This is a genomic window from Paraburkholderia jirisanensis (genome assembly GCF_054782355.1).
Window position 1 is genome coordinate 957,380 of the sequence record NZ_BAAGSQ010000026.1, and the last position, 19,137, is coordinate 976,516.

The 19,137-nt window shown below is 60.2% G+C and carries 17 protein-coding genes; 14 read left to right on the forward strand and 3 right to left on the reverse strand.

Annotation, left to right across the window (positions count from 1 at the left end; all coding sequences use genetic code 11):
- Window positions 1-63: 63 nt before the first annotated feature.
- Window positions 64-1,359 (reverse strand): 4-aminobutyrate--2-oxoglutarate transaminase, encoded by a 1,296-nt coding sequence (gene gabT, locus ACYVNQ_RS20585; RefSeq protein WP_460904420.1) that lies wholly within the window; start codon window positions 1,357-1,359, stop codon window positions 64-66.
- A gap of 134 nt (window positions 1,360-1,493) precedes the next feature.
- Here gabT and pdxR point away from each other — a divergent pair, with 134 nt between their 5' ends.
- Together pdxR and ACYVNQ_RS20595 are read left to right on the forward strand one after the other, a co-directional pair.
- Window positions 1,494-3,083, forward strand: coding sequence for a MocR-like pyridoxine biosynthesis transcription factor PdxR (gene pdxR, locus ACYVNQ_RS20590; RefSeq protein ID WP_460904421.1), 1,590 nt, complete (start codon window positions 1,494-1,496; stop codon window positions 3,081-3,083).
- A gap of 151 nt (window positions 3,084-3,234) precedes the next feature.
- Window positions 3,235-4,560: an LLM class flavin-dependent oxidoreductase gene (locus ACYVNQ_RS20595; protein ID WP_460904422.1), complete on the forward strand. Its 1,326-nt coding sequence runs from the start codon at window positions 3,235-3,237 to the stop codon at window positions 4,558-4,560.
- Window positions 4,561-4,590: 30 nt separating this feature from the next.
- Here ACYVNQ_RS20595 and ACYVNQ_RS20600 read toward each other — a convergent pair whose 3' ends face one another.
- Window positions 4,591-5,616: a sulfonate ABC transporter substrate-binding protein gene (locus ACYVNQ_RS20600; RefSeq protein ID WP_460904423.1), complete on the reverse strand. Its 1,026-nt coding sequence runs from the start codon at window positions 5,614-5,616 to the stop codon at window positions 4,591-4,593.
- Between the two features lie 338 nt (window positions 5,617-5,954).
- Between ACYVNQ_RS20600 and ACYVNQ_RS20605 the strand changes: the two genes are divergently transcribed.
- From ACYVNQ_RS20605 to ACYVNQ_RS20645, 9 genes are all read left to right on the forward strand, one after another.
- On the forward strand, window positions 5,955-6,626 hold the full coding sequence (locus ACYVNQ_RS20605) for a GntR family transcriptional regulator (RefSeq protein ID WP_460904424.1): 672 nt from the start codon (window positions 5,955-5,957) through the stop codon (window positions 6,624-6,626).
- Between the two features lie 138 nt (window positions 6,627-6,764).
- On the forward strand, window positions 6,765-7,550 hold the full coding sequence (locus ACYVNQ_RS20610) for an ABC transporter substrate-binding protein (protein ID WP_460904425.1): 786 nt from the start codon (window positions 6,765-6,767) through the stop codon (window positions 7,548-7,550).
- 65 nt (window positions 7,551-7,615) lie between these two features.
- The gene (locus ACYVNQ_RS20615) at window positions 7,616-8,314 is read left to right on the forward strand and encodes an ABC transporter permease (RefSeq protein ID WP_460904426.1); all 699 of its coding nucleotides are present in this window, start codon (window positions 7,616-7,618) and stop codon (window positions 8,312-8,314) included.
- The gene (locus tag ACYVNQ_RS20620) at window positions 8,311-9,036 is read left to right on the forward strand and encodes an ABC transporter permease (RefSeq protein WP_460904427.1); all 726 of its coding nucleotides are present in this window, start codon (window positions 8,311-8,313) and stop codon (window positions 9,034-9,036) included. Before ACYVNQ_RS20615 ends, ACYVNQ_RS20620 begins: the two co-directional genes overlap by 4 nt.
- A gap of 10 nt (window positions 9,037-9,046) precedes the next feature.
- Window positions 9,047-9,811: an ABC transporter ATP-binding protein gene (locus ACYVNQ_RS20625; protein ID WP_460904428.1), complete on the forward strand. Its 765-nt coding sequence runs from the start codon at window positions 9,047-9,049 to the stop codon at window positions 9,809-9,811.
- Window positions 9,812-9,896: 85 nt separating this feature from the next.
- On the forward strand, window positions 9,897-11,267 hold the full coding sequence (locus ACYVNQ_RS20630) for an aspartate aminotransferase family protein (protein WP_460904429.1): 1,371 nt from the start codon (window positions 9,897-9,899) through the stop codon (window positions 11,265-11,267).
- A gap of 13 nt (window positions 11,268-11,280) precedes the next feature.
- Window positions 11,281-12,873 (forward strand): gamma-glutamyltransferase family protein, encoded by a 1,593-nt coding sequence (locus ACYVNQ_RS20635; RefSeq protein WP_460904431.1) that lies wholly within the window; start codon window positions 11,281-11,283, stop codon window positions 12,871-12,873.
- A 45-nt stretch (window positions 12,874-12,918) separates the two neighbouring features.
- Window positions 12,919-13,881, forward strand: a complete 963-nt coding sequence (gene speB / locus ACYVNQ_RS20640; RefSeq protein WP_460904432.1) for an agmatinase — start codon at window positions 12,919-12,921, stop codon at window positions 13,879-13,881.
- Window positions 13,882-14,016: 135 nt separating this feature from the next.
- Window positions 14,017-15,138: a porin gene (locus tag ACYVNQ_RS20645; RefSeq protein ID WP_460904433.1), complete on the forward strand. Its 1,122-nt coding sequence runs from the start codon at window positions 14,017-14,019 to the stop codon at window positions 15,136-15,138.
- A gap of 88 nt (window positions 15,139-15,226) precedes the next feature.
- On the opposite strand, the gene ACYVNQ_RS20650 is transcribed toward ACYVNQ_RS20645, so the two are convergent.
- Entirely contained in the window at window positions 15,227-16,672 is a 1,446-nt protein-coding gene (locus ACYVNQ_RS20650) for an NAD-dependent succinate-semialdehyde dehydrogenase (RefSeq protein WP_460904434.1), read from the reverse strand.
- Window positions 16,673-17,021: 349 nt separating this feature from the next.
- Between ACYVNQ_RS20650 and ACYVNQ_RS20655 the strand changes: the two genes are divergently transcribed.
- The 3 genes from ACYVNQ_RS20655 to ACYVNQ_RS20665 are packed head-to-tail and all read left to right on the forward strand — an operon-like array spanning window position 17,022 to window position 19,023.
- Window positions 17,022-17,792, forward strand: a complete 771-nt coding sequence (locus ACYVNQ_RS20655) for a GntR family transcriptional regulator (protein WP_460904435.1) — start codon at window positions 17,022-17,024, stop codon at window positions 17,790-17,792.
- Window positions 17,789-18,658, forward strand: a complete 870-nt coding sequence (locus ACYVNQ_RS20660; RefSeq protein ID WP_460904436.1) for a sulfite exporter TauE/SafE family protein — start codon at window positions 17,789-17,791, stop codon at window positions 18,656-18,658. The genes ACYVNQ_RS20655 and ACYVNQ_RS20660 overlap by 4 nt, the downstream gene beginning before the upstream one ends.
- Window positions 18,658-19,023 (forward strand): DUF1634 domain-containing protein, encoded by a 366-nt coding sequence (locus ACYVNQ_RS20665; protein ID WP_460904437.1) that lies wholly within the window; start codon window positions 18,658-18,660, stop codon window positions 19,021-19,023. The genes ACYVNQ_RS20660 and ACYVNQ_RS20665 overlap by 1 nt, the downstream gene beginning before the upstream one ends.
- Window positions 19,024-19,137 lie beyond the last annotated feature (114 nt).

The window sequence follows — 19,137 nt, forward strand, 5'->3', positions numbered from 1 at the left end:
GTCGGTGTGTTGTGCGGGTTGATCGGGCTCTTGCCCAGGCTTGCCTGGGCTTGCTCGCGATGATCAGGCCGCCGTGGCGGCGGTTTCCTTCAGCACGTCCTCGAGAATCGCGAGTGCCTCATCGAACACCTTCTGTTCGATCGTCAGCGGGAACAGGAAGCGGATCACGTTCGAATAGACTCCGCATGCGAGCAGCAGCAACCCGCGCTGCAGTGCACGCTCCTGCACGCGTTTCGTGAACGCCGCATCCGGTTCGTGCGCTGATCCCGGCTTGCCGAACTCGACGGCGATCATCGCGCCAGGGCCGCGGATATCGGCGATTTGCGGAACGACAGTGCGCAGGCCGGCGAGCTTTGCCTTCAGCTGTTCGCCAAGTGCAGCCGCGCGATCGCACAGCGCTTCGCTGTCGATGATGTCGAGCACCGCGTGGGCGGCGGCGACTGCCAGTGGATTGCCCGCATACGTGCCGCCCAGTCCGCCCGGTGCCGCTGCGTCCATCACCTCTGCGCGGCCCACCACGCCGGACAGCGGCATGCCGCCCGCGAGGCTCTTGGCGATCGTCATCAGATCCGGCACGACGTCGTAGTGTTCCATCGCGAACAGCTTGCCGGTGCGTGCAAAACCGGTTTGCACTTCATCGGCGATCAGCAGGATGCCGTGCGTATCGCACAGCGCGCGCAAACCGAGCACGAAGTCCGCAGGCGCCGGATAGAAGCCGCCTTCGCCTTGTACCGGCTCGAAGATGATCGCGGCGACGCGTTGCGGGTCGATGTCGGCTTTGAACAGGTGCTCGAGCGCCTTGATCGAATCCTCGCTCGTCACGCCGTGCAACGGGTTCGGGAACGGTGCGTGGAACACGTCCGACGGGAACGGGCCAAAGCCGACCTTGTATGGCGCCACTTTACCGGTCAGCGCCATGCCCATCATCGTGCGGCCGTGAAAACCGCCGGTGAACGCGATCACGCCAGGCCGACCCGTTGCCGCACGCGCGATCTTGACCGCGTTTTCGACAGCTTCGGCGCCAGTCGTGAACAACGCAGTCTTTTTCGCGTGCTGGCCCGGCGCTCGCGCGTTGATCTTTTCTGCAAGCTCGACATACGACGCGTATGGCACGATCTGATACGCGGTATGCGTGAAGTGGTCCAGTTGTTCGCGGATAGCCGCGACGATCTTCGGATGACGGTGGCCCGTGTTCGTTACCGCGATGCCGGCTGCGAAATCGATAAAGCGACGCCCCTCGACATCCCACAACTCGGCGTTCAACGCGCGCTCTGCATAGAAATCGCACATTACGCCTACACCGCGCGGCGTCGCGGCGTTCTTGCGTTGCTGCAGGCTGGCATTGCTGATGGCTGTCATCTTCAGTCCTTCGTCATCGGTTGGGTGGGCCGCTCACGTGTTGGCGACGTGTGCGTGCGATTCGAATGAGGTGACTATAATCAGCTTTGGCTCTTGATCTGAGAGCCATTCTAGTAAAAATGAAGGAGCCAATCGTGCGGACCACCATGTTGTCCGACTGGCTGGCGCAGCGGCTCGACCGCCACGGCAACCAGCCGTTGTACCGGCAACTGCACCGGCTTTTACAGCAGGCGATCCTGTCGCGCGAGCTTGCCGCGGGTATGCGGTTGCCTTCGTCGCGGCTGCTGGCCGAGGAATTGGCCGTGGCGCGCAATACGGTCACGCAGGTGTATGAACAGCTCGTGCTGGAAGGGTACGTATCGTCGACGACCGGGCGCGGCACCTTTGTCGCGGACACCTCGCCTGACGAAATCATCGGTGCTTTCGACGCAGCCGCCGACGAAACGCCGCGTGACGCACAAGGCAAACGTAAGCAGAATGCGCGGCACGCCGCGGAGTCGCGCGACGCGTTGCAGGATTCGGCGCATGCCCATGCGCTGCCTTTGCCGTTGCAGCGCGCGTTATCTTCGCGTGGGCAGCGCTTGCTGGCGAGTGCTGGCGTGTCGAAGCGACAGTGGGGCGCGTTCATGCCGGGTGTGCCCGACGTCACGCGTTTCCCGGTGCGCGTCTGGAGCCGTCTGCAGAACAAATACTGGCGCCGGGCGCGGCACGACCTGTTGACGTATGCGCCCGGCGGCGGCTCTGCGCTGCTGCGGCATACGCTGGCCGACTATCTGCGCGCATCGCGTTCGGTGCGCTGCACGCCGCAACAGGTGGTGATTACAACGGGCATTCATCAGTCGATCGATCTTGCGGTGCGCCTGTTGTCGGATCCCGGTGATGTGATCTGGACCGAAGACCCTTGTTATTGGGGCGTGCGCAGCGTGCTGCACGTTTCCGGGCTGCAGGCGCGGCCGATCGCGGTCGACGAGGAAGGCATCAATCCGGGCGCCGCCGATCTCGCGCAGCCGCCGAAGCTGATGCTGGTGACACCGTCGCATCAATACCCGCTAGGCATGGTGATGAGCTTGGCGCGGCGTCGCATGCTGCTCGAGTACGCGCGCCAGCACCAGTGCTGGATCATCGAGGACGACTACGACAGCGAATTTCGCTATGGCAGCCGGCCGCTCGCTTCGCTGCAGGGACTCGATACGGCGGGGCAGGTGATCTACGTCGGCAGCTTCGGCAAGACCTTGTTTCCGGGGCTGCGGGTGGGTTATATCGTGGTGCCCGACGCGCTTGCAGAAAGCTTTGCCACCGCGAGCGCCGAGCTCTATCGCGAAGGACAATTGTTGCAGCAGGCGGTGCTTGCGGAATTCATTGCGGAAGGACACTTCGCTTCGCATATCCGCAAGATGCGCACGCTTTATGGACAGCGTCGTCAAATATTGCTCGATGCGGCGGCGCGCCGTTATGGCGATGAATTCGCTGCGGTTGGCGGCGATGCGGGGCTGCATCTGGTGATGCAGTTGCCCGGCGACGTCGATGACCGCGTGGCTGCCGCGGCAGCGCTCGAGCGCAACGTCGTAGTGAGGCCGCTATCCGGGTACTACGCTGAAGCATCGCGTGCTTCGGCGGGGTTGCTGCTCGGCTATGCGTGCGTGCCGGACGAAGAGATCGCGCCGGCCTTCGACACGCTGGCAGATGCGATTGAGCCGACGTTGTTGCAGACGAATTGCAGCTGACTTGCGGCTAATTTGCCACTGAATTGCCGTCGGGTTGCAGCCGGCTGATGTTTGCGCGCGCCCCACTGTGCAAGGTCGCTGCGAGATTTGCGCGCGAGGCGTAAGGTTAGACACTTCCGTTGCGCTGACGGCGCTCGCGCGCCGCGACACTATGACCCGTTCACGCCAGCTTCATCTCGGCGCCTTTATGCGTCCGGTCAGTTTGCATACCGGCGCGTGGCGCGTTCCCGGTGCCTATCCCGATGCCAATTTCAATTTCGCGCATCTGAAGCGTTTCGCTCAGACGCTCGAGCGCGGCCGCTTCGATGCCTTCTTTATGGCGGATCACCTCGCGGTGTTGAACATGCCGGTGAATGCGCTCAAGCGCAGCCACACCGTCACGTCATTCGAACCCTTCACGCTGCTTGCGGCGCTCGCCGCGGTGACCGAACGCATCGGCCTGGTCGGCACTTCTTCGACTACCTACGACGAGCCGTATCACGTTGCACGACGATTTGCGTCGCTCGATCACCTGAGCGGCGGCCGCGCCGGCTGGAACCTGGTCACGACCGCGAATCCGGATGCCGCATTGAACTTCGGTCTCGACGAACATGTCGAGCATGGCGAGCGGTACCGGCGCGCACGGGAGTTCTACGACGTGGTCACTGGCCTGTGGGATAGCTGGGCCGACGACGCGTTTGTGCGCGACGTCGCCAGCGGGCTGTACGTGGACCCGGAGAAGGTGCATGTGCTGGACCACAAGGGCGAGCACTTCTCGGTGCGCGGGCCGTTGAACGTTGCACGTCCGGTGCAGGGCTGGCCGGTGGTGGTGCAGGCAGGGTCGTCCGAAGCCGGCCGCCAGATCGCTGCGGAAACAGCCGATGCAGTATTCACAGCACAGTCTTCGCTAGAGGACGGCAAGCGTTTTTACGCGGATGTCAAAGGCCGGCTCGACAAGCTTGGCCGGCCGCGCGATCATTTGAAGATTCTGCCCGGCGCGTTTGTGGTGGTTGGCGATTCGCTCGACGAGGCGCGTGACAAGCGTGCCTTTCTCGACACGCTGGTTCACTACGACAGTGGCATCGCTTCATTGTCGATTGCACTCGGGCACGATGTGTCAGGCTTCGATCCCGATGGCCCATTGCCCGAGATTCCTGAAACCAATGCGAGCAAGAGCGCCCGCCAACGGGTGATCGACTGGGCGCGCAGGGATCAACTGACGATCCGGCAGCTCGCGCAGCGCATCGGCGGCTACTCCGGGCTCGAGATGGTCGGCACGCCGACGACGATCGCGGACCAGATGGAGCAGTGGCTCGTCGAGGAGGGCTCGGATGGCTTTAACGTGATGTTTCCGCATCTGCCGGTTGGCCTCGACGATTTCGTCGATAAGGTTGTGCCGGAATTGCAGCGGCGCGGTATTTTCAGGCGCGAGTATGAGGGCAGCACGCTGCGCGAACATCTCGGGCTGCCGCGGCCTGAAAACCGCTTCTTCAGGTAGGCCATCTAGCGGCGGTGGCCGTCCAATGCTTCAGGCGAGATTGGGTGGCGCTGCTTTCAGTACGTCGATAGGCCGTGGAATCAGGCCTAGTTCGGTGAAGGTATCGGCGATCCGCTGCTGCTCGCCGAGGATCTCGCGCGTAACCGGCACCGTACCGAACCTTTGGCGGTGCACCGCACGCGCGACAACGGCGGGCGGCAAACCCCATAGTTGCGCAAGCTCGCCCGCCAGCTGATCCTTGTTCTGGCTTCCCCAGCGATCGACCTTGTTCAGTTCCTCGAGCACGATGCGGATCACGTCGGGATTGTTCCGTGCATACGCTTGCGACGAGAAATAGTAAGCACGGTTACCAACCACGCCGCTTGCATCCGCAATTGAGCGTGCGCCTGGAGCCTGCTGTGCCGCCGCGAAGAACGGGTCCCAGATGACCCACGCGTCCACCGATGCGCGCTCGAAAGCCGCCCGCGCATCTGCGGGGGCGAGGAACACGAGATGCACGTCGCCATATTGCAGGCCGTGCTGACGGAGCAACTGAACCAGGAAATAGTGGACGTTGCTACCTTTGTTGAGCGCGATCTTTTTGCCTTTCAGATCCGATACCGAACGGATGGGCGAACCAGGTAGCACGAGCACGGCCTCGGACTCCGGACGCGTCACGGTGGCGGCGATGTAGGCGAGCGGCGCGCCGGCGGCCTGGGCAAAAATCGGCGGCGCTTCACCGACGTCGCCAAAATCAATCGAACCCACGTTCAGAGCCTCAAGCTGCACGGGTCCGGCAGAGAACTCAGTCCAGCTGACCGATACACCAAGCGGCGCCAGACGCTTTTCAAGCGTGCCGCGCGCCTTCAGCAGATTCAGGTAGCCTTTTTGATTGCCGATGCGCAATGCACGCGTTGCGGCTTGCGCTCCCCCTTGCGACTCCGGTTGCGCTCCTTTTTGTGCTTCCGTTTGCGCGAACGTGGTCGTTGTGCTCGCAAGCGTCGCGGCTGCTGCCGCTACACCGACGGTAACGCGTAGAAATGCGCGGCGATCTTTGAGTGGTTTAGCGCGAGACATAACGGGCTGCGAGTCCATCGTAGTTGGCACGGACCCATCGTACCCGTCAGCTTACGGGCGAAAAACCGATCGTTCGTTACAAGCAAATCGTCGAAACTGGAATAGGTGCGTGCCGGCCGCTCGCGTCCAATTCCGTCAACTGTCTTCGCAGCTCCAGGGTTTACTACTATTCGACAAGCTTTTTGGCGAGGTATATTGCATCCGTAGATGCGTATATCCACTCTTACAAATCAATTTCATGATTCGAATCGGCACCAGGCGACACAAGCTCGCGCTCACGCACATCCTTGCATCGCTGCCCACGCGTCATTCAACTCGTGCCGTTGTGCTCTGAAATCATGGAAAGCCACGCGCACTCGCTGCACACCCGTTTCCCCGCCACCGCAGAAGAAGAGGCGTATGCGTACGTCCTCTACCGGATCCGTATGGGCACCTATAAAGCCGGCGACCGACTGATTCCCGAAGAAATCGCCACCGAAATCAATACGAGCCGTATGCCTGTGCGCGAAGCGTTTCGGCGGCTCGCCAGCGAAGGGCTGGTGGTAATTCGGCCCAATCGAGGTGCGGTGGTGCGCGGTCTCGATGCCGATGAAATGGAAGAGGTGTTCTGCATGCGCGGCGCGCTGGAAGGACTCGCCGCCCGTATGGCAATGCCAAGAATCACGGACGAACACGTCGCGGAGCTGACGCGCCTGATCGGTGTGATGGAGAGCCTCGAGCAGGACATGCAGCAGTGGGTTACCGCACACCGCAATTTTCACGAGTACCTCTGCCAGTTGTGCGGGCGTCGGCGCCTCGTCTCGCAGATCGGCGGGCTGCATACGGTCGTTGAACCGCATATGCGGCTGTGGCTCGAATTGGCCGACAAGCAGATGTCGTCCCGCGACGACCACATGACCATCATCAGCGCGATCGGCACAGGTGACCCATTGCTGCTCGAAGCGGCAGTGCGGGAGCACATCGAAGCGACCGTGCCTGCATTGCGCGAATGGATGACGAGCGATAGCTAAGCATGTGACGACGGTTGGTAAGACCGTCGCTTACATCCGTAAGGTGTACTACTCACGAAAAGAACGGACCGATCGGTCGATTTAAGCAAGCGGTCATTTCCAACAATATATTTTTAGAGCACCGACATGAAACGAGGCATGAAAAAATTCCTGCTGCTGATGGCTTTTGCGCTAGGCGCCGTCAATGTCCACGCAAAAGAGTGGAAGGACATTCGCATCGGCTATGAAGGCGCTTATCCGCCGTTCTCGTCGATCCAGCCCGACGGTACGCCAGTAGGCTTTGATATCGACATGATCCACGCGCTATGCACACAGATGCACGCAAATTGCACACTGGTGCAGATCAATTGGGATGGCCTGATTCCTGCGCTGCAAGCGGAGAAAATCGATGCGATCGTCGCGTCGGTGGCGATTACCGCTGAGCGTAAGCAAAAGGTTTTGTTCACGGATAAGTACTACAACACGCCGCGCCGGCTGGTGGTATCGAAGAACAGCCCGATCAAGGACGCAACGCCCGCGGAACTGAAGGGTAAGCGCGTCGGCGTGCAGCGTGGCACGCTGGGAGACAAATACGCGAACGCCTACTGGGTGCCGAACGGCGTGCAACTGGTGCGCTATCAAACGCAGGATGAAGTGTTCCTCGACCTGAAGTCCGGCCGCATCGACGCGGCACTGCAGGACGCGACGGCCGCGTATGCCGCGTTTCTGACGAAGCCAGAAGGCGCCAACTACAAGTTCGTCGGCGCACCGCTCGTCGGCGCGACCCCGGAGCAAAAGACGCTGCTTGGCGAAGGTTATGGCATTCCGGTGCGCAAGTCCGGTGCAGATCTGCAGCAGCAGTTCAACCAGGCGATCAGTGCGATTCGCGCGAACGGCACATACCAGACGATCGAAAAGAAGTACTTCGATTTCGACATCTATTGATGCATAGCGTGAGGTTGCGGATTTCCGGAATGCCGGGTGCCTGAAGACGACGCCGAAGGATGGTCATGTCAGAACTGCAGCAATATTTGCCCGCACTAGTCAGAGGCGCAGAGCTTACGCTTGCGCTTGCGATCTTGTCGGTCGCGCTGGCGGTATGCGTAGGCATGGCCGGCGCAATGGCCAAACTGTCGAACTCGCGTGTGCTGGTGTCGCTCGCTACCGCGTACACCACGCTGATTCGTGGCGTGCCTGAGTTCGTCATGATGTTGCTGGTGTTCTATGGCGGCCAGATCATCCTGAATCGCATTTCATCCGCACTTGGCTTCCATGCGCCGGACGTGAATGCTTTTGCAACCGCGGTGTTCACGATCGGCTTTATTTTCGGTGCTTACTATACCGAGACTTTCCGCGGCGCCATTCTCAATGTGCCGCGCGGCCAGATGGAGGCTGCGCGCGCGTATGGCTTTTCCGGTTGGCTCGCGTTTCGCCGCATCCTGTTTCCGCAGATGGTGCGCCTTGCGTTGCCGGCAGCGGTCAACAACTGGCTGGTGCTATTGAAGACAACCGCCATTGCATCGCTGATTGGTCTGCACGACGTGATGTTCATCGCTGACCAGGCGGGTCGCACTACACAGGCGCCGATGACTTTCTATCTCGCCGCATGCGTGGTCTATCTGCTGGTGACCACGGGTTCGACGGCAGCCCTTGCGCGCACGCGTGTACAACTGAACCGCGGCGTACGTGAAGGGAGACTGCATTCATGAGTTACGACGAAATCGCCCAACTGTTTCCGGCATACGCCAGCGGACTTTGGGTGACGGTTCAACTGACCGTCTATTCCCTCGGTCTCGGTCTGTTAATCGCGATTCCGCTGGCGGTATTGCGCGTCTCGCCTAACCGGCTGCTTAGCGGACCGGTGGCTGCTTACACATGGTTCATTCGCGGCACGCCGTTGCTCGCGCAACTGATGATCGTCTACTACGGGTTTGGTCAGTTTCAATGGGTGCAGGACGCATGGCAGCGCGGCAATCCTGTGTTGTTGCTGCTGCGTGATCCGTTCAGCTGCGGGCTGATCGCACTCGTTGCCAATACCTGCGCCTATACGACCGAAATTCTCGCTGGTGCATTAAGGGCAACGCCGTACGGCGAGATTGAAGCGGCACAAGCGTATGGAATGAACCGGTTCACCGCGTGGCGGCGAATTCTTCTGCCTTCCGCGCTACGCCGCTTTATCCCGGCCTATAGCAATGAAGTCATCCTGATGCTGCATGGCACGTCGCTTGTCAGTGCGATTACGCTGGTCGATCTGACGGGCGCCGCACGCGACTTCTATGCGAACTATTACGCGCCGTTCGAGGCGTTCATCTCGGTTGGAACGGTGTATTTCGGGCTCACTGCGATCCTCACGTTCCTGATCCGCCTGACTGAACGCAAATACCTCGTTCATCTGCGGCCACAACATTTTGCCAACCTTGCCAGAGGCTGAAGCGATATCAATGAACGCATTAACCGTTGAGAACCTGCATAAACGCTATGGCGATAACGAGGTGCTGAAGGGCATCTCGCTCGTCGCGAAGCGTGGCGACGTGATCAGCATGATCGGATCGTCCGGCTCCGGCAAGAGCACGCTGCTGCGCTGTATCAACTTCCTCGAGTCGCCGTCGTCGGGATGCGTCACGCTCAATGGCAGGGAAGTCCGGACCTTGATCGACAAGAGCGGCAGGACACGCATTTCCGATCCGGCGCAGTTGCGCAACATGCGCACCCGGCTCGCGATGGTGTTTCAGCATTTCAACCTGTGGGCGCATATGACGGTGCTGGAAAACGTTGTCGAAGCGCCTCGCCATGTACTCAAGCTGAGCAGTGCAGAAGCCACGGAGCGTGCACAGCGCTATCTCGAACAGGTCGGCATGTCGCGTTTCGCCAATGCATACCCGGCGCATCTGTCCGGCGGGCAACAGCAGCGCGTAGCGATTGCGCGTGCGCTCGCGATGGAGCCGGAGGCGCTGCTGTTCGATGAGCCGACCTCGGCGCTCGATCCTGAACTGGTTGGCGATGTGCTGAAGGTAATGCGCGATCTTGCCGAAGAAGGACGCACGATGATCGTCGTCACGCACGAGATGGGCTTTGCGCGCGAGGTGTCGAACCATGTCGTGTTCTTGCATCAGGGCGTGGTGGAAGAAGAGGGGCACCCGCGCGAGGTACTCAAGACTCCACGCAGCGAACGCCTGCAGAAATTCTTATGCGGCGCGATGAAATAGGTCGTGCCCCAAGTCGTAGTGATGGCGATCCGGCTATCGCAATGCGCGACGAAATCATGGACGAGACGATCCAAGGACGGTTCCAATGCAAAACCTGAAACAGAACGACATTAACCACTATCTTCACCCGTATACAAACCTGAGCTTGCATCGCGAAGTTGGGCCGATGGTGATCGATCGCGGCGAAGGCGTCTATGTGTACGACACCGAAGGCAATCGCTATATCGAAGGCCTGGGAGGTCTGTTCTGCGCGTCGCTTGGCTTTAGCGAAGCGAGGCTCGCCGATGCCGCAGACCGGCAGATGAGGAAGTTGCCGTTCTATCACTCATTCGGACACAAGTCTTCGGAGCCTTCGATTCTGCTCGCGGAAAAGCTGATTTCGATGGCGCCGGTGCCGATGTCGAAGGTTTTCTTTGCGAATTCCGGCTCAGAAGCCAACGATACCGCGGTCAAGCTGATCTGGTATTACAACAATGCGCTCGGGCGGCCGAACAAGAAGAAGATCATTTCGCGCGCACGTGCTTACCACGGCGTAACGATTGCTTCGGCTAGCTTGACAGGGTTGCCTAACAATCACCGCGATTTCGATCTGCCGATCGACCGCGTGCTGCATACCGACTGCCCGCACTACTATCGATATGGCAAGCCTGGCGAATCTGAGGAGCAGTTTGCAACGCGTTGCGCGCAGTCGCTCGAGGAACTGATCCTGAGAGAAGGTGCCGATACGATTGCGGCGTTTTTCGCTGAGCCGATCATGGCGTCCGGCGGCGTGATCGTGCCGCCGGTCACTTATATGGAGAAGATTCAGGCCGTTCTGAAACGGTACGACATCCTGCTGGTGGCGGACGAGGTGATCTGCGGGTTTGGCCGCACCGGCAACATGTTCGGCTCGCAAACGTACGGCATGCGTCCCGACATGATCGTCATGGCCAAGCAGCTTTCCGCCGGATACTTGCCGATATCGGCGCTGATGGTCAATGAAGCGGTGTATCAAGGGTTGGTGACGGAAAGCGAAAAGATCGGCACCTTCGGGCATGGTTTTACGTATAGCGGTCATCCAGTGTGTGCGGCGGTCGCGCTAGAGACGCTGCGCATCTATGAAGAAGACGGCATTCTCGAGCACGTGCGAAGCATCACGCCGCACTTCCAGCAGCGTCTGGCCGAACTCGGCAAGCATCCGCTGGTTGGCGAGGCACGCGGTGCCGGCCTGCTCGCGGCAGTCGAACTGGTTGCGAACAAGGAAACCAAAGAGGCGTTTTCTCCGTCCGAGGGCGTGGCGGCTTACGCTGGTACGCGCGCCTTGCAATACGGCATGATTACTCGCGCGCTGGGCGACACGTTCAACTTCTGCCCGCCGCTGATCATTACGCACGAGCAGATCGACGAGATGTTCGATGCGTCGGAAAAGGCGCTGGACGACACGCTCGCATGGCGTATGTCGCTTGCGAAGCGTTGAACGGAGCAGACCAATGAGAGATTTTGAACAGCCGGGACGTTCGCTGGTGATGTCCACGGAAGGTATGGCTGCGACGTCGCATCCTTCATCGACGCTCGCTGCAGTGAGAGTGCTCGAGGCAGGCGGCAACGCGATGGATGCGGCGATTGCTGCTTGCGCGGTGCAGTGTGTGGTCGAACCAGGATCGACCGGCATCGGTGGCGACTGCTTTGCGCTGTATTCCCGTCGTGGCACGGATGACATCGTCGCATTCAATGGCTCGGGCTGGGCGCCTGCCGCGGCCAGCGTCGCGTCGCTTCGCTCGCTGGGTGTGACTGCAATCGACCGGCACTCTCCGCATGCCGTGACGGTACCCGGCGCAGTCGACGCGTGGGCGACGCTGTCCCGCGATCATGGCTCGATTCCGCTCGGGCAACTGCTTGCGCCCGCAATCAAGCTTGCACGAGATGGGTATGCGGTTGCGCCGCGCGCGGCGTCCGACTGGGCACATCAGGCACAATTGTTGTCGCGCGATAAAACCAGCAGGGAACGGATGCTGATCGATGGGCAGTCACCACGTGCCGGTAGCGTACATCGGCAGCCGTTGCTGGCTAGTTCGCTTGAGGCAATTGGACGAGCAGGGTCGCGAGTGTTTTACGAAGGCTTCATCGCCGAAGATATCGTCGCAACGCTTCGAGCGGCGGGCGGGCTGCATACGATGGCCGACTTCGCGGCATTTCACGGTGAGTATGTAAAGCCGATCAAAGCGAACTTTCGTGGCTATGACGTGCACGAGTGCCCGCCAAATGGGCAAGGCATTATTGCCTTGCTGATCTTGAAGATCCTCGAGCGCTTCGACGCGAATGACGATCCACTAGGCGCTGACCGTCTGCAGCGAGAAATCGACGCGACACGTATTGCATATGCACTCCGCGATGCGTCGCTCGGCGATCCGCGCAATGGCGCGTTGGATGTCGATCAATTGCTTTCCGGTGAGTCCATCGACGCGTTGTGTTCAAAGATCGGCAAGCGGGAAGCGTCGCGTGACCTGCCATTGGCAAGACCCGTGGAGCACAAGGACACGGTCTATATCTGCGTAGTCGACAAGGATCGCAATTGCGCGAGCTTCATCAACTCGCTATTCCATCCGTTCGGTAGCGGCATCATGTCTGCAGAAACCGGTGTGATGCTGCACAACCGCGGGCAGAGCTTCACGCTGGAGGAGGGGCATCCGAACGCAATTGCGCCGCATGCCCGACCGATGCACACGATCATTCCCGGCATGGTCACTCGCGACGGCAAAGTACAGATGACGTTCGGCGTCATGGGCGGCCACTACCAGGCGATGGGGCATGCGCATTTCCTGTCGAAAGTGCTGGACTACGGCCTCGACCTGCAAACGGCAATGGACTTGCCGCGGCTCTTCCCGCGTCCAGGCACCCATGTCGTCGAAGCCGAGGGTACGTTGCCCGCGCATACGCGTGAAGAACTCACGCGCCGTGGCTATGAGCTCGTTGCGCCGAACTGGGCGATCGGTGGTGCGCAGGCCATCCAGATCGATTGGGAACACGGTGCGTTGATCGGTGCATCCGACCATCGCAAGGATGGTTGCGCACTGGGCATCTGAGTGCCGGATGTCTTTGGCGGCTCATACGGGATACGGTTCGGGACTATGGAAAAGCAGCATGTGTTGCGCGGTGACGGTGCGATCCGGCGCGAATCGCCGTATGGTTCGTCGAAAGAGAACACGTACGCGGGCGTCGTGTCGTTCATGCGACGCCTGTACACGAAAGACCTGGCCGGTATCGATCTTGCGGTAACCGGCGTACCGCTCGACATCGCGACGACCAACCGGCCAGGTGCCCGTCTCGGGCCGCGTGCGATACGCGCGGCAAGCAGTCAGCTGGGCGTGTTGTTGCCCTACCCATGGGGCGTCAATCCATTCGACGACTATGCGGTGATCGACTACGGCGACTGCTGGCTCGACGTACACAATCCGTCGACGATCAAGGAAACCATCATCGCGCATGCTCGTACGATCCTTGATGCCGGTGCCAGAATGCTCACATTCGGCGGCGACCACTACATCAGTTATCCGTTGCTGGTCGCTCATGCCGAGAAGTTCGGCAAGCCGCTGTCGCTGATCCACTTCGATGCGCATTGCGATACGTGGCCGGACGATCAGGCCGACAGTCTCAATCACGGGTCGATGTTTTACAAGGCCGTGCGGGAGGGTTTGATCGATCCCACGCACTCAGTACAAGTTGGCATACGCACGTGGAACGACGATTTCATGGGCATTTCGGTGCTCGACGCACCATGGGTGCATGAAAACGGTGTGAAGGCGACGATTGCAAGGATTACGGAAATCGTTGGAGATCGGCCGGCCTATTTCACATTCGATGTGGACGGGCTTGACCCGGCATTCGCTCCGGGTACGGGTACACCTGTGCCGGGTGGGCTGTCGACTGCTCAGGCGCTATCCATCATTCGTGGATTGACGGGTATCGATATGGTCGGAGCGGACGTGGTAGAAGTGGCTCCCGCATACGATCACGCGGACATCACGGCGCTTGCTGCCGCGCACGTGGCGAGCGAGTTGATCTGTCTTTTCAGACATCGGGCACGCCGATGATCGTTTGATCGATGACAGCGGTATATCTGCTGAAATCAATCTGAAAATTAAAGTTAGGTATACGAATTTAGAGAAGATTTTTCTAAATAACAGTCTGGATGACTTTTTGCCATACAACGACGGGAGAGTGATGCAATGAAATGGGTAGCAACGGCCGTAGGCCTATGTGCCGCGGGAATCTGCAGCGCGTCGTTTGCACAGAGCTCGGTGACGCTTTACGGGATCATCGATGAATCGATCCAGTACACACACAACACGGGCGGCGCGAGCAACGAAATCAAACTGCAGTCCGGGCAGATGTCGATCAGCCAATGGGGCGTGCGCGGAACAGAGGACCTGGGCGACGGCCTGAGTGCGCTGTTCAACTTGCAGAACGGCTTCAACCTCAACAACGGCAAAATGAATTCCGGCTTGCTGTTCGGACGCAAGGCCTATGTCGGACTGGCGGGGCATTTCGGCACGGTGACCCTCGGCCGACAGCAGGACACACTGCAAGACCTTGTGCTGCCGATTCAGGGCGATAACTTTCTCGAATACTTTACGGCACCCGGCGATGTCGACAACGCGGACGGTTCGGTGCGCAACAGCAATGCGGTCAAGTGGACGAGTCCATCCTGGGGTGGGCTGCAGGCAGCGGCAATGTATGGCTTCGGCGGAGTTGCTGGGTCGGTCGCGTCAGGGCAGGCATATAACGCGGCCGTCACATACAACCGCGGGCCGTTGACGTTGGCTGCCGGCTATTCGCACGCCGACAACGGCAACGCCACACTGTCGACTCGCGGAACGAGCAGTGCGGACAGCATCTTTCTGTCGCCTGTCAATGATGCTTACGTCACCGCGAGTGCGATCAATATTGCGCGCGCCGGCGCAACTTACGTAGTGGGACCCGTCACGCTGGGCGGGTACTACAGCTACTCGGAGTATCTTGCGGATGGCCATTCGACCTTCCAGTCCGCCGAGCGTTACAACAACGCTTCTGCGTTCGTCGTCTGGCAAGTCACGCCTGCGTGGATGGTCGAGACGGGATACAACTATCTGAAGTCGCATGGGGATTCATCGGCGACCTATCAGCAGGTTACGCTCGCGGCGGACTACTCGCTTAGCAAGCGCACGGATTTGTACGGCACGATGAGTTACGGACACGCGTCGGGAAGCAACGGCATGGGCGCCGCCCAGGCGGTGATTTCGGATGCTTTCGTCGATGGCGGAAAATCGACGCAGGAACTCGTGATTGCCGGTATTCGGCATCGGTTTTAAGGTTGCCGCAAAGCGCAGATTAGATGAAGCCGAAACGGACTGGGGCTAAAAAGCCCCAGTCTGCACAACGTATGCTTGAACTTACAGCTTAGACCGACATAACGGTCACCGACTTCGTCACGAGGTACGGCTCGAGCGCTTCCGGCCCGCCCTCCGAGCCATAACCCGAATCCTTGACGCCGCCAAACGGCATTTCCGGCCACGGCGTTGCAGGCTGGTTGATCCACAGCATGCCGACTTCCACCGATTGCGTGAGCAGATGCACGTTTTTGAACGAACGCGTGAAGGCATAACCGGCCAGCCCGTAAGGCAGACGGTTGGCCTCAGCAATGGCGTCTTCGAGCGAGTCGAACCCGCGGACCGCAGCGATCGGGCCAAACGGCTCTTCGTTGAACACATCCGCTTCCAACGGTACATTGGTTAGCACGGTTGGCGTAAAGAAGTTGCCGCCGCCGGAAACACGCTCGCCGCCGGTAGCAATGGTCGCGCCCTTCTCGCGCGCATTGGCGACGATGCTGGACATCGCTGTCAAGCGACGCGCATTGGCGAGCGGCCCGAGCGTCGTGCCTTCGGCAAGTCCGTCGCCGAGCTTCAGGCTCTCTGCGTGCTTGACGAGCTCACGCGCGAAGTCTTCGCGCACGCTGTTGTGCACGAGGAAGCGCGTCGGCGAAATGCACACCTGACCTGCATTACGGAATTTGGCAGCGCCTGAGGCGCGCACCGCGAGCGCGACGTCCGCATCTTCGGCGACGATCACCGGAGCATGTCCGCCGAGCTCCATCGTCACGCGCTTCATGTGTTGGCCTGCGAGCGCCGCGAGCTGCTTGCCGACTGCTGTCGAGCCCGTGAACGTCACCTTGCGGATCACCGGATGCGAGATCAGGAAGCGGGAAATTTCCGCAGGCTCGCCGAACACGAGGCCGATTACGCCAGCCGGTACGCCCGCGTCGACGAACGCGCGCAACAGTTGCGCCGGCGATGCCGGTGTTTCCTCCGGAGCCTTCACGATGAACGAGCAACCCGTGGCCAGCGCGGCGCACAGCTTGCGCACAACCTGGTTGACCGGGAAGTTCCACGGCGTAAACGCGGCTACCGGGCCCACCGGCTCCTTGACCACGGTTTGTTGCGCGGCAGGGTTGCGTGCCGGCACGATCCGGCCATAGGTGCGGCGCCCTTCGTCAGCGAACCATTCGATGATGTCGGCGCCCGACATGACTTCGATGCGTGCTTCTGCAAACGGCTTGCCTTGCTCCAGCGTCATCAGGCGGGCAATCGGCTCTGCGCGCTCGCGCAACAGTGCAGCGGCTTTGCGCATGATGGCCGCGCGATCGTATGCGGGCACCTTGCGCCAAACTTCGAAGCCGCGGCGGGACGCCGCGACGGCACGCTCCAGATCCGCGATGCCGGCATGCGCGACCTTGCCGATGACATTGCCGGTGGCGGGATTGACTACGTCGATGGTCTTGCCGCTTGCGCTTGCGCACCATTCGCCATCGATTAGCAACAGAGTGTCGGTATAGGTTGCGGTATCCATGTTTCTCCGGGTCTTTAGCGTGTTCAATATGTGGACGCGACCGTCGAAGGACGGTCGGCTTTGACAGGTCTTGCAGCGCGTGCGGCGAACTGCATTTCCGCGTACGTTAGCAGTATAGAGACGTTTGGATTTTTGCCTTAGAGCCATTGTGCGCACAGTCGCAGAGCCAACGGTTACGCGAGCGGATCTGTCACAACGGCAATCGGACGTGGTTTGATACGGTAACTCAGGCTTATTTCTATCACATGCCGCAGCATGTTGCCGCGCCATGGCGCCGATAGAAGCGTTTTGAAAGGAAGGTGGTGTGCCGGATTGATGCTCGTTGACGTAGTGACGTCATGATGTCACTATGTTTTCCATGACCCCACATCCCTCTCTTCCGTTGTATGTGCAGGTCGAGGAAACGCTGGCCCAACGCATTCAGGAAGGCGTGTGGGCCGTCGGTGACCAGTTGCCATCCGAAGAGCAGCTGATCGAGGAATTCTCGGTCAGTCGCACGACGGTCCGCACGACCATTCAGAATCTGCTGCAGCGGGGCCTCGTCGAGATCCGGCGTGGCAAAGGCACCTTTGTCGCACGACCGAAAATCGCGCAGGCGCTCACGGGTCTGACGGGCTTTGTCGAAGACATGGAAGCGCTTGGCATGAAGGCGACGGCGCGAGTGCTCGGCAAGTCGATCGTCCCGGCGCCGGCTGACGTAGCGCGCAAACTAGGTGTTCCTCTGGGCGCAGAGGTTGTTGCGATTCGCCGCGTGCGGCTGGCCGACGGTATGCCGCTTAGCTACGACGAAACCTATCTTCCCGTCGACCTCGGTCGCAAGATCGTTGCGGACGATCTTGCGATCAAGCCAATTTTCACCCTGCTCGAAAATGAATACGACACGCCGCTGAGCGAAGCAGAGTACCGGCTGGAGGCCGTCGCAGCGGACAAGATGGTTGCGGCCGCATTGAAAATCGCGGTGGGCAGCCCGCTGTTTCTGATTGAACGGACGTCGTATAGCACGTCGCGCCGCGCAGTCGACTACGAGAAGCTGTATTACCGTGGTGACAAGATCCAGTTTGTCACACGTCTTACCAGGCCGGCAACACACGCAAAGCGCAAAGTGGGGCGCGCTGCATGAGCGTATCGATGGTACTGTGGCTGTTGCTTGCGTCATTGGCAGCGAGCGCGCTCGGCGGCATGCTAGGTATGGCAAGCGGCATTTTCATCGTGCCGTTGCTGACCTTGTTCGGCCATTTCGATTTGCGAACGGCGATTGGTGCGAGCATTGTCTCAGTGATTGCATGCTCTTGCGGCGGTGCTGCGTCGTATTTTCGCGCGCGGCTGACCAACGTGCGGTTGGCGATCGTGCTCGAAGTTGCCACTACGGCCGGTGCACTATCAGGCGTTTTGTTGTCGGGCTGGATACCGGAACGCGTGCTGTTCGCCATTTTTGCTGTGGTGCTGGCGGTATCGGCCTATCAGATGGGCATCAAACGTCGCGACTTGTCGAACCCGGCAGGCGCTCCGGATGACATGCGCTCGCAAGACGGATGGTTTAAATCAAGGCTGCATTCTACTTACCCCGACACGCAAGCCGGCGTCGAAGTCTCTTATCGCATTCACCGCCTTCGGCTCGGCATGATGCTGATGTACGGTGCAGGGTTGATTTCCGCGCTGCTCGGCATCGGCAGTGGTGTGCTCAAGATTCCTGCGATGGATTCGGCGCTGCGGCTGCCAATCAAGGTTTCGTCTGCCACGTCCAATTTCATGATCGGTGTGACAGCTGCGGCGAGTGCCGGCGTTTACCTTGCCCGTGGCGAAATCGTCACCGCGATCGCTGGGCCAGTCGCATTGGGTTCCGTAGTGGGCGCAGTGCTTGGCGCGAAACTCCTGATGAAGGTACCGGGCGAAAGGATTCGCGTACTGTTTGTGATTGTGCTGCTACTGCTCGCGATACAAATGGGATGTTCGGCGCTAGGCGTATCTTTGACGGGAGGTGCATAGTGGTTGCTTCGCTCGAGAGCGAGACAGTGGCGGCAGCCCGCGTCGAACGCATGGATGCCGTTCTTGCGCGGCTCCTCGCGGCGGGAACGTGGCTGAGCTGCGCGCTAATCGCGGCAGGGCTTGTCGACACCGCGCTTGCGGATGTCATGCAGCTGAACGCCGCTGTCACGTTGGCTGGACCGCTACTGGTGCGTTCGGGCATCGCGGCGGTGATTGCGCTTCCCGTGGTCCGCGTCGCGACGATGGCGTTTGTGTTTGCCCGCAACCGGGAGTTGCGATTTTTCGCCGTCGCGTTGAGCGTTCTGGCCATCATCGCTGCGGGGTTGGCAATCGGCATCGGTTGGCACGCGCACGTGCAGGGTTGACCGCTCAGGCGTTGCTGCCGCAAGACGTGCTTATTGTCGCAGGCTTGTCATGATCCGCCGTTAAGAAGATGGTTTGATCGAACGTTGTAGCCGCAATCAACCACTCTCAGGAAC

Coding starts and splice junctions, on each gene's coding strand:
- ACYVNQ_RS20635 (WP_460904431.1), top strand. CDS start 11,281: ATGAGAGATTTTGAACAGCCGGGACGTTCGCTGGTGATGTCCACGGAA.
- ACYVNQ_RS20650 (WP_460904434.1), bottom strand. CDS start 16,672: ATGGATACCGCAACCTATACCGACACTCTGTTGCTAATCGATGGCGAA.
- ACYVNQ_RS20615 (WP_460904426.1), top strand. CDS start 7,616: ATGTCAGAACTGCAGCAATATTTGCCCGCACTAGTCAGAGGCGCAGAG.
- speB (WP_460904432.1), top strand. CDS start 12,919: ATGGAAAAGCAGCATGTGTTGCGCGGTGACGGTGCGATCCGGCGCGAA.
- ACYVNQ_RS20610 (WP_460904425.1), top strand. CDS start 6,765: ATGAAAAAATTCCTGCTGCTGATGGCTTTTGCGCTAGGCGCCGTCAAT.
- ACYVNQ_RS20605 (WP_460904424.1), top strand. CDS start 5,955: ATGGAAAGCCACGCGCACTCGCTGCACACCCGTTTCCCCGCCACCGCA.
- ACYVNQ_RS20595 (WP_460904422.1), top strand. CDS start 3,235: ATGACCCGTTCACGCCAGCTTCATCTCGGCGCCTTTATGCGTCCGGTC.
- gabT (WP_460904420.1), bottom strand. CDS start 1,359: ATGACAGCCATCAGCAATGCCAGCCTGCAGCAACGCAAGAACGCCGCG.
- ACYVNQ_RS20625 (WP_460904428.1), top strand. CDS start 9,047: ATGAACGCATTAACCGTTGAGAACCTGCATAAACGCTATGGCGATAAC.
- ACYVNQ_RS20660 (WP_460904436.1), top strand. CDS start 17,789: ATGAGCGTATCGATGGTACTGTGGCTGTTGCTTGCGTCATTGGCAGCG.
- ACYVNQ_RS20630 (WP_460904429.1), top strand. CDS start 9,897: ATGCAAAACCTGAAACAGAACGACATTAACCACTATCTTCACCCGTAT.
- ACYVNQ_RS20620 (WP_460904427.1), top strand. CDS start 8,311: ATGAGTTACGACGAAATCGCCCAACTGTTTCCGGCATACGCCAGCGGA.
- ACYVNQ_RS20645 (WP_460904433.1), top strand. CDS start 14,017: ATGAAATGGGTAGCAACGGCCGTAGGCCTATGTGCCGCGGGAATCTGC.
- ACYVNQ_RS20600 (WP_460904423.1), bottom strand. CDS start 5,616: ATGTCTCGCGCTAAACCACTCAAAGATCGCCGCGCATTTCTACGCGTT.
- ACYVNQ_RS20655 (WP_460904435.1), top strand. CDS start 17,022: ATGTTTTCCATGACCCCACATCCCTCTCTTCCGTTGTATGTGCAGGTC.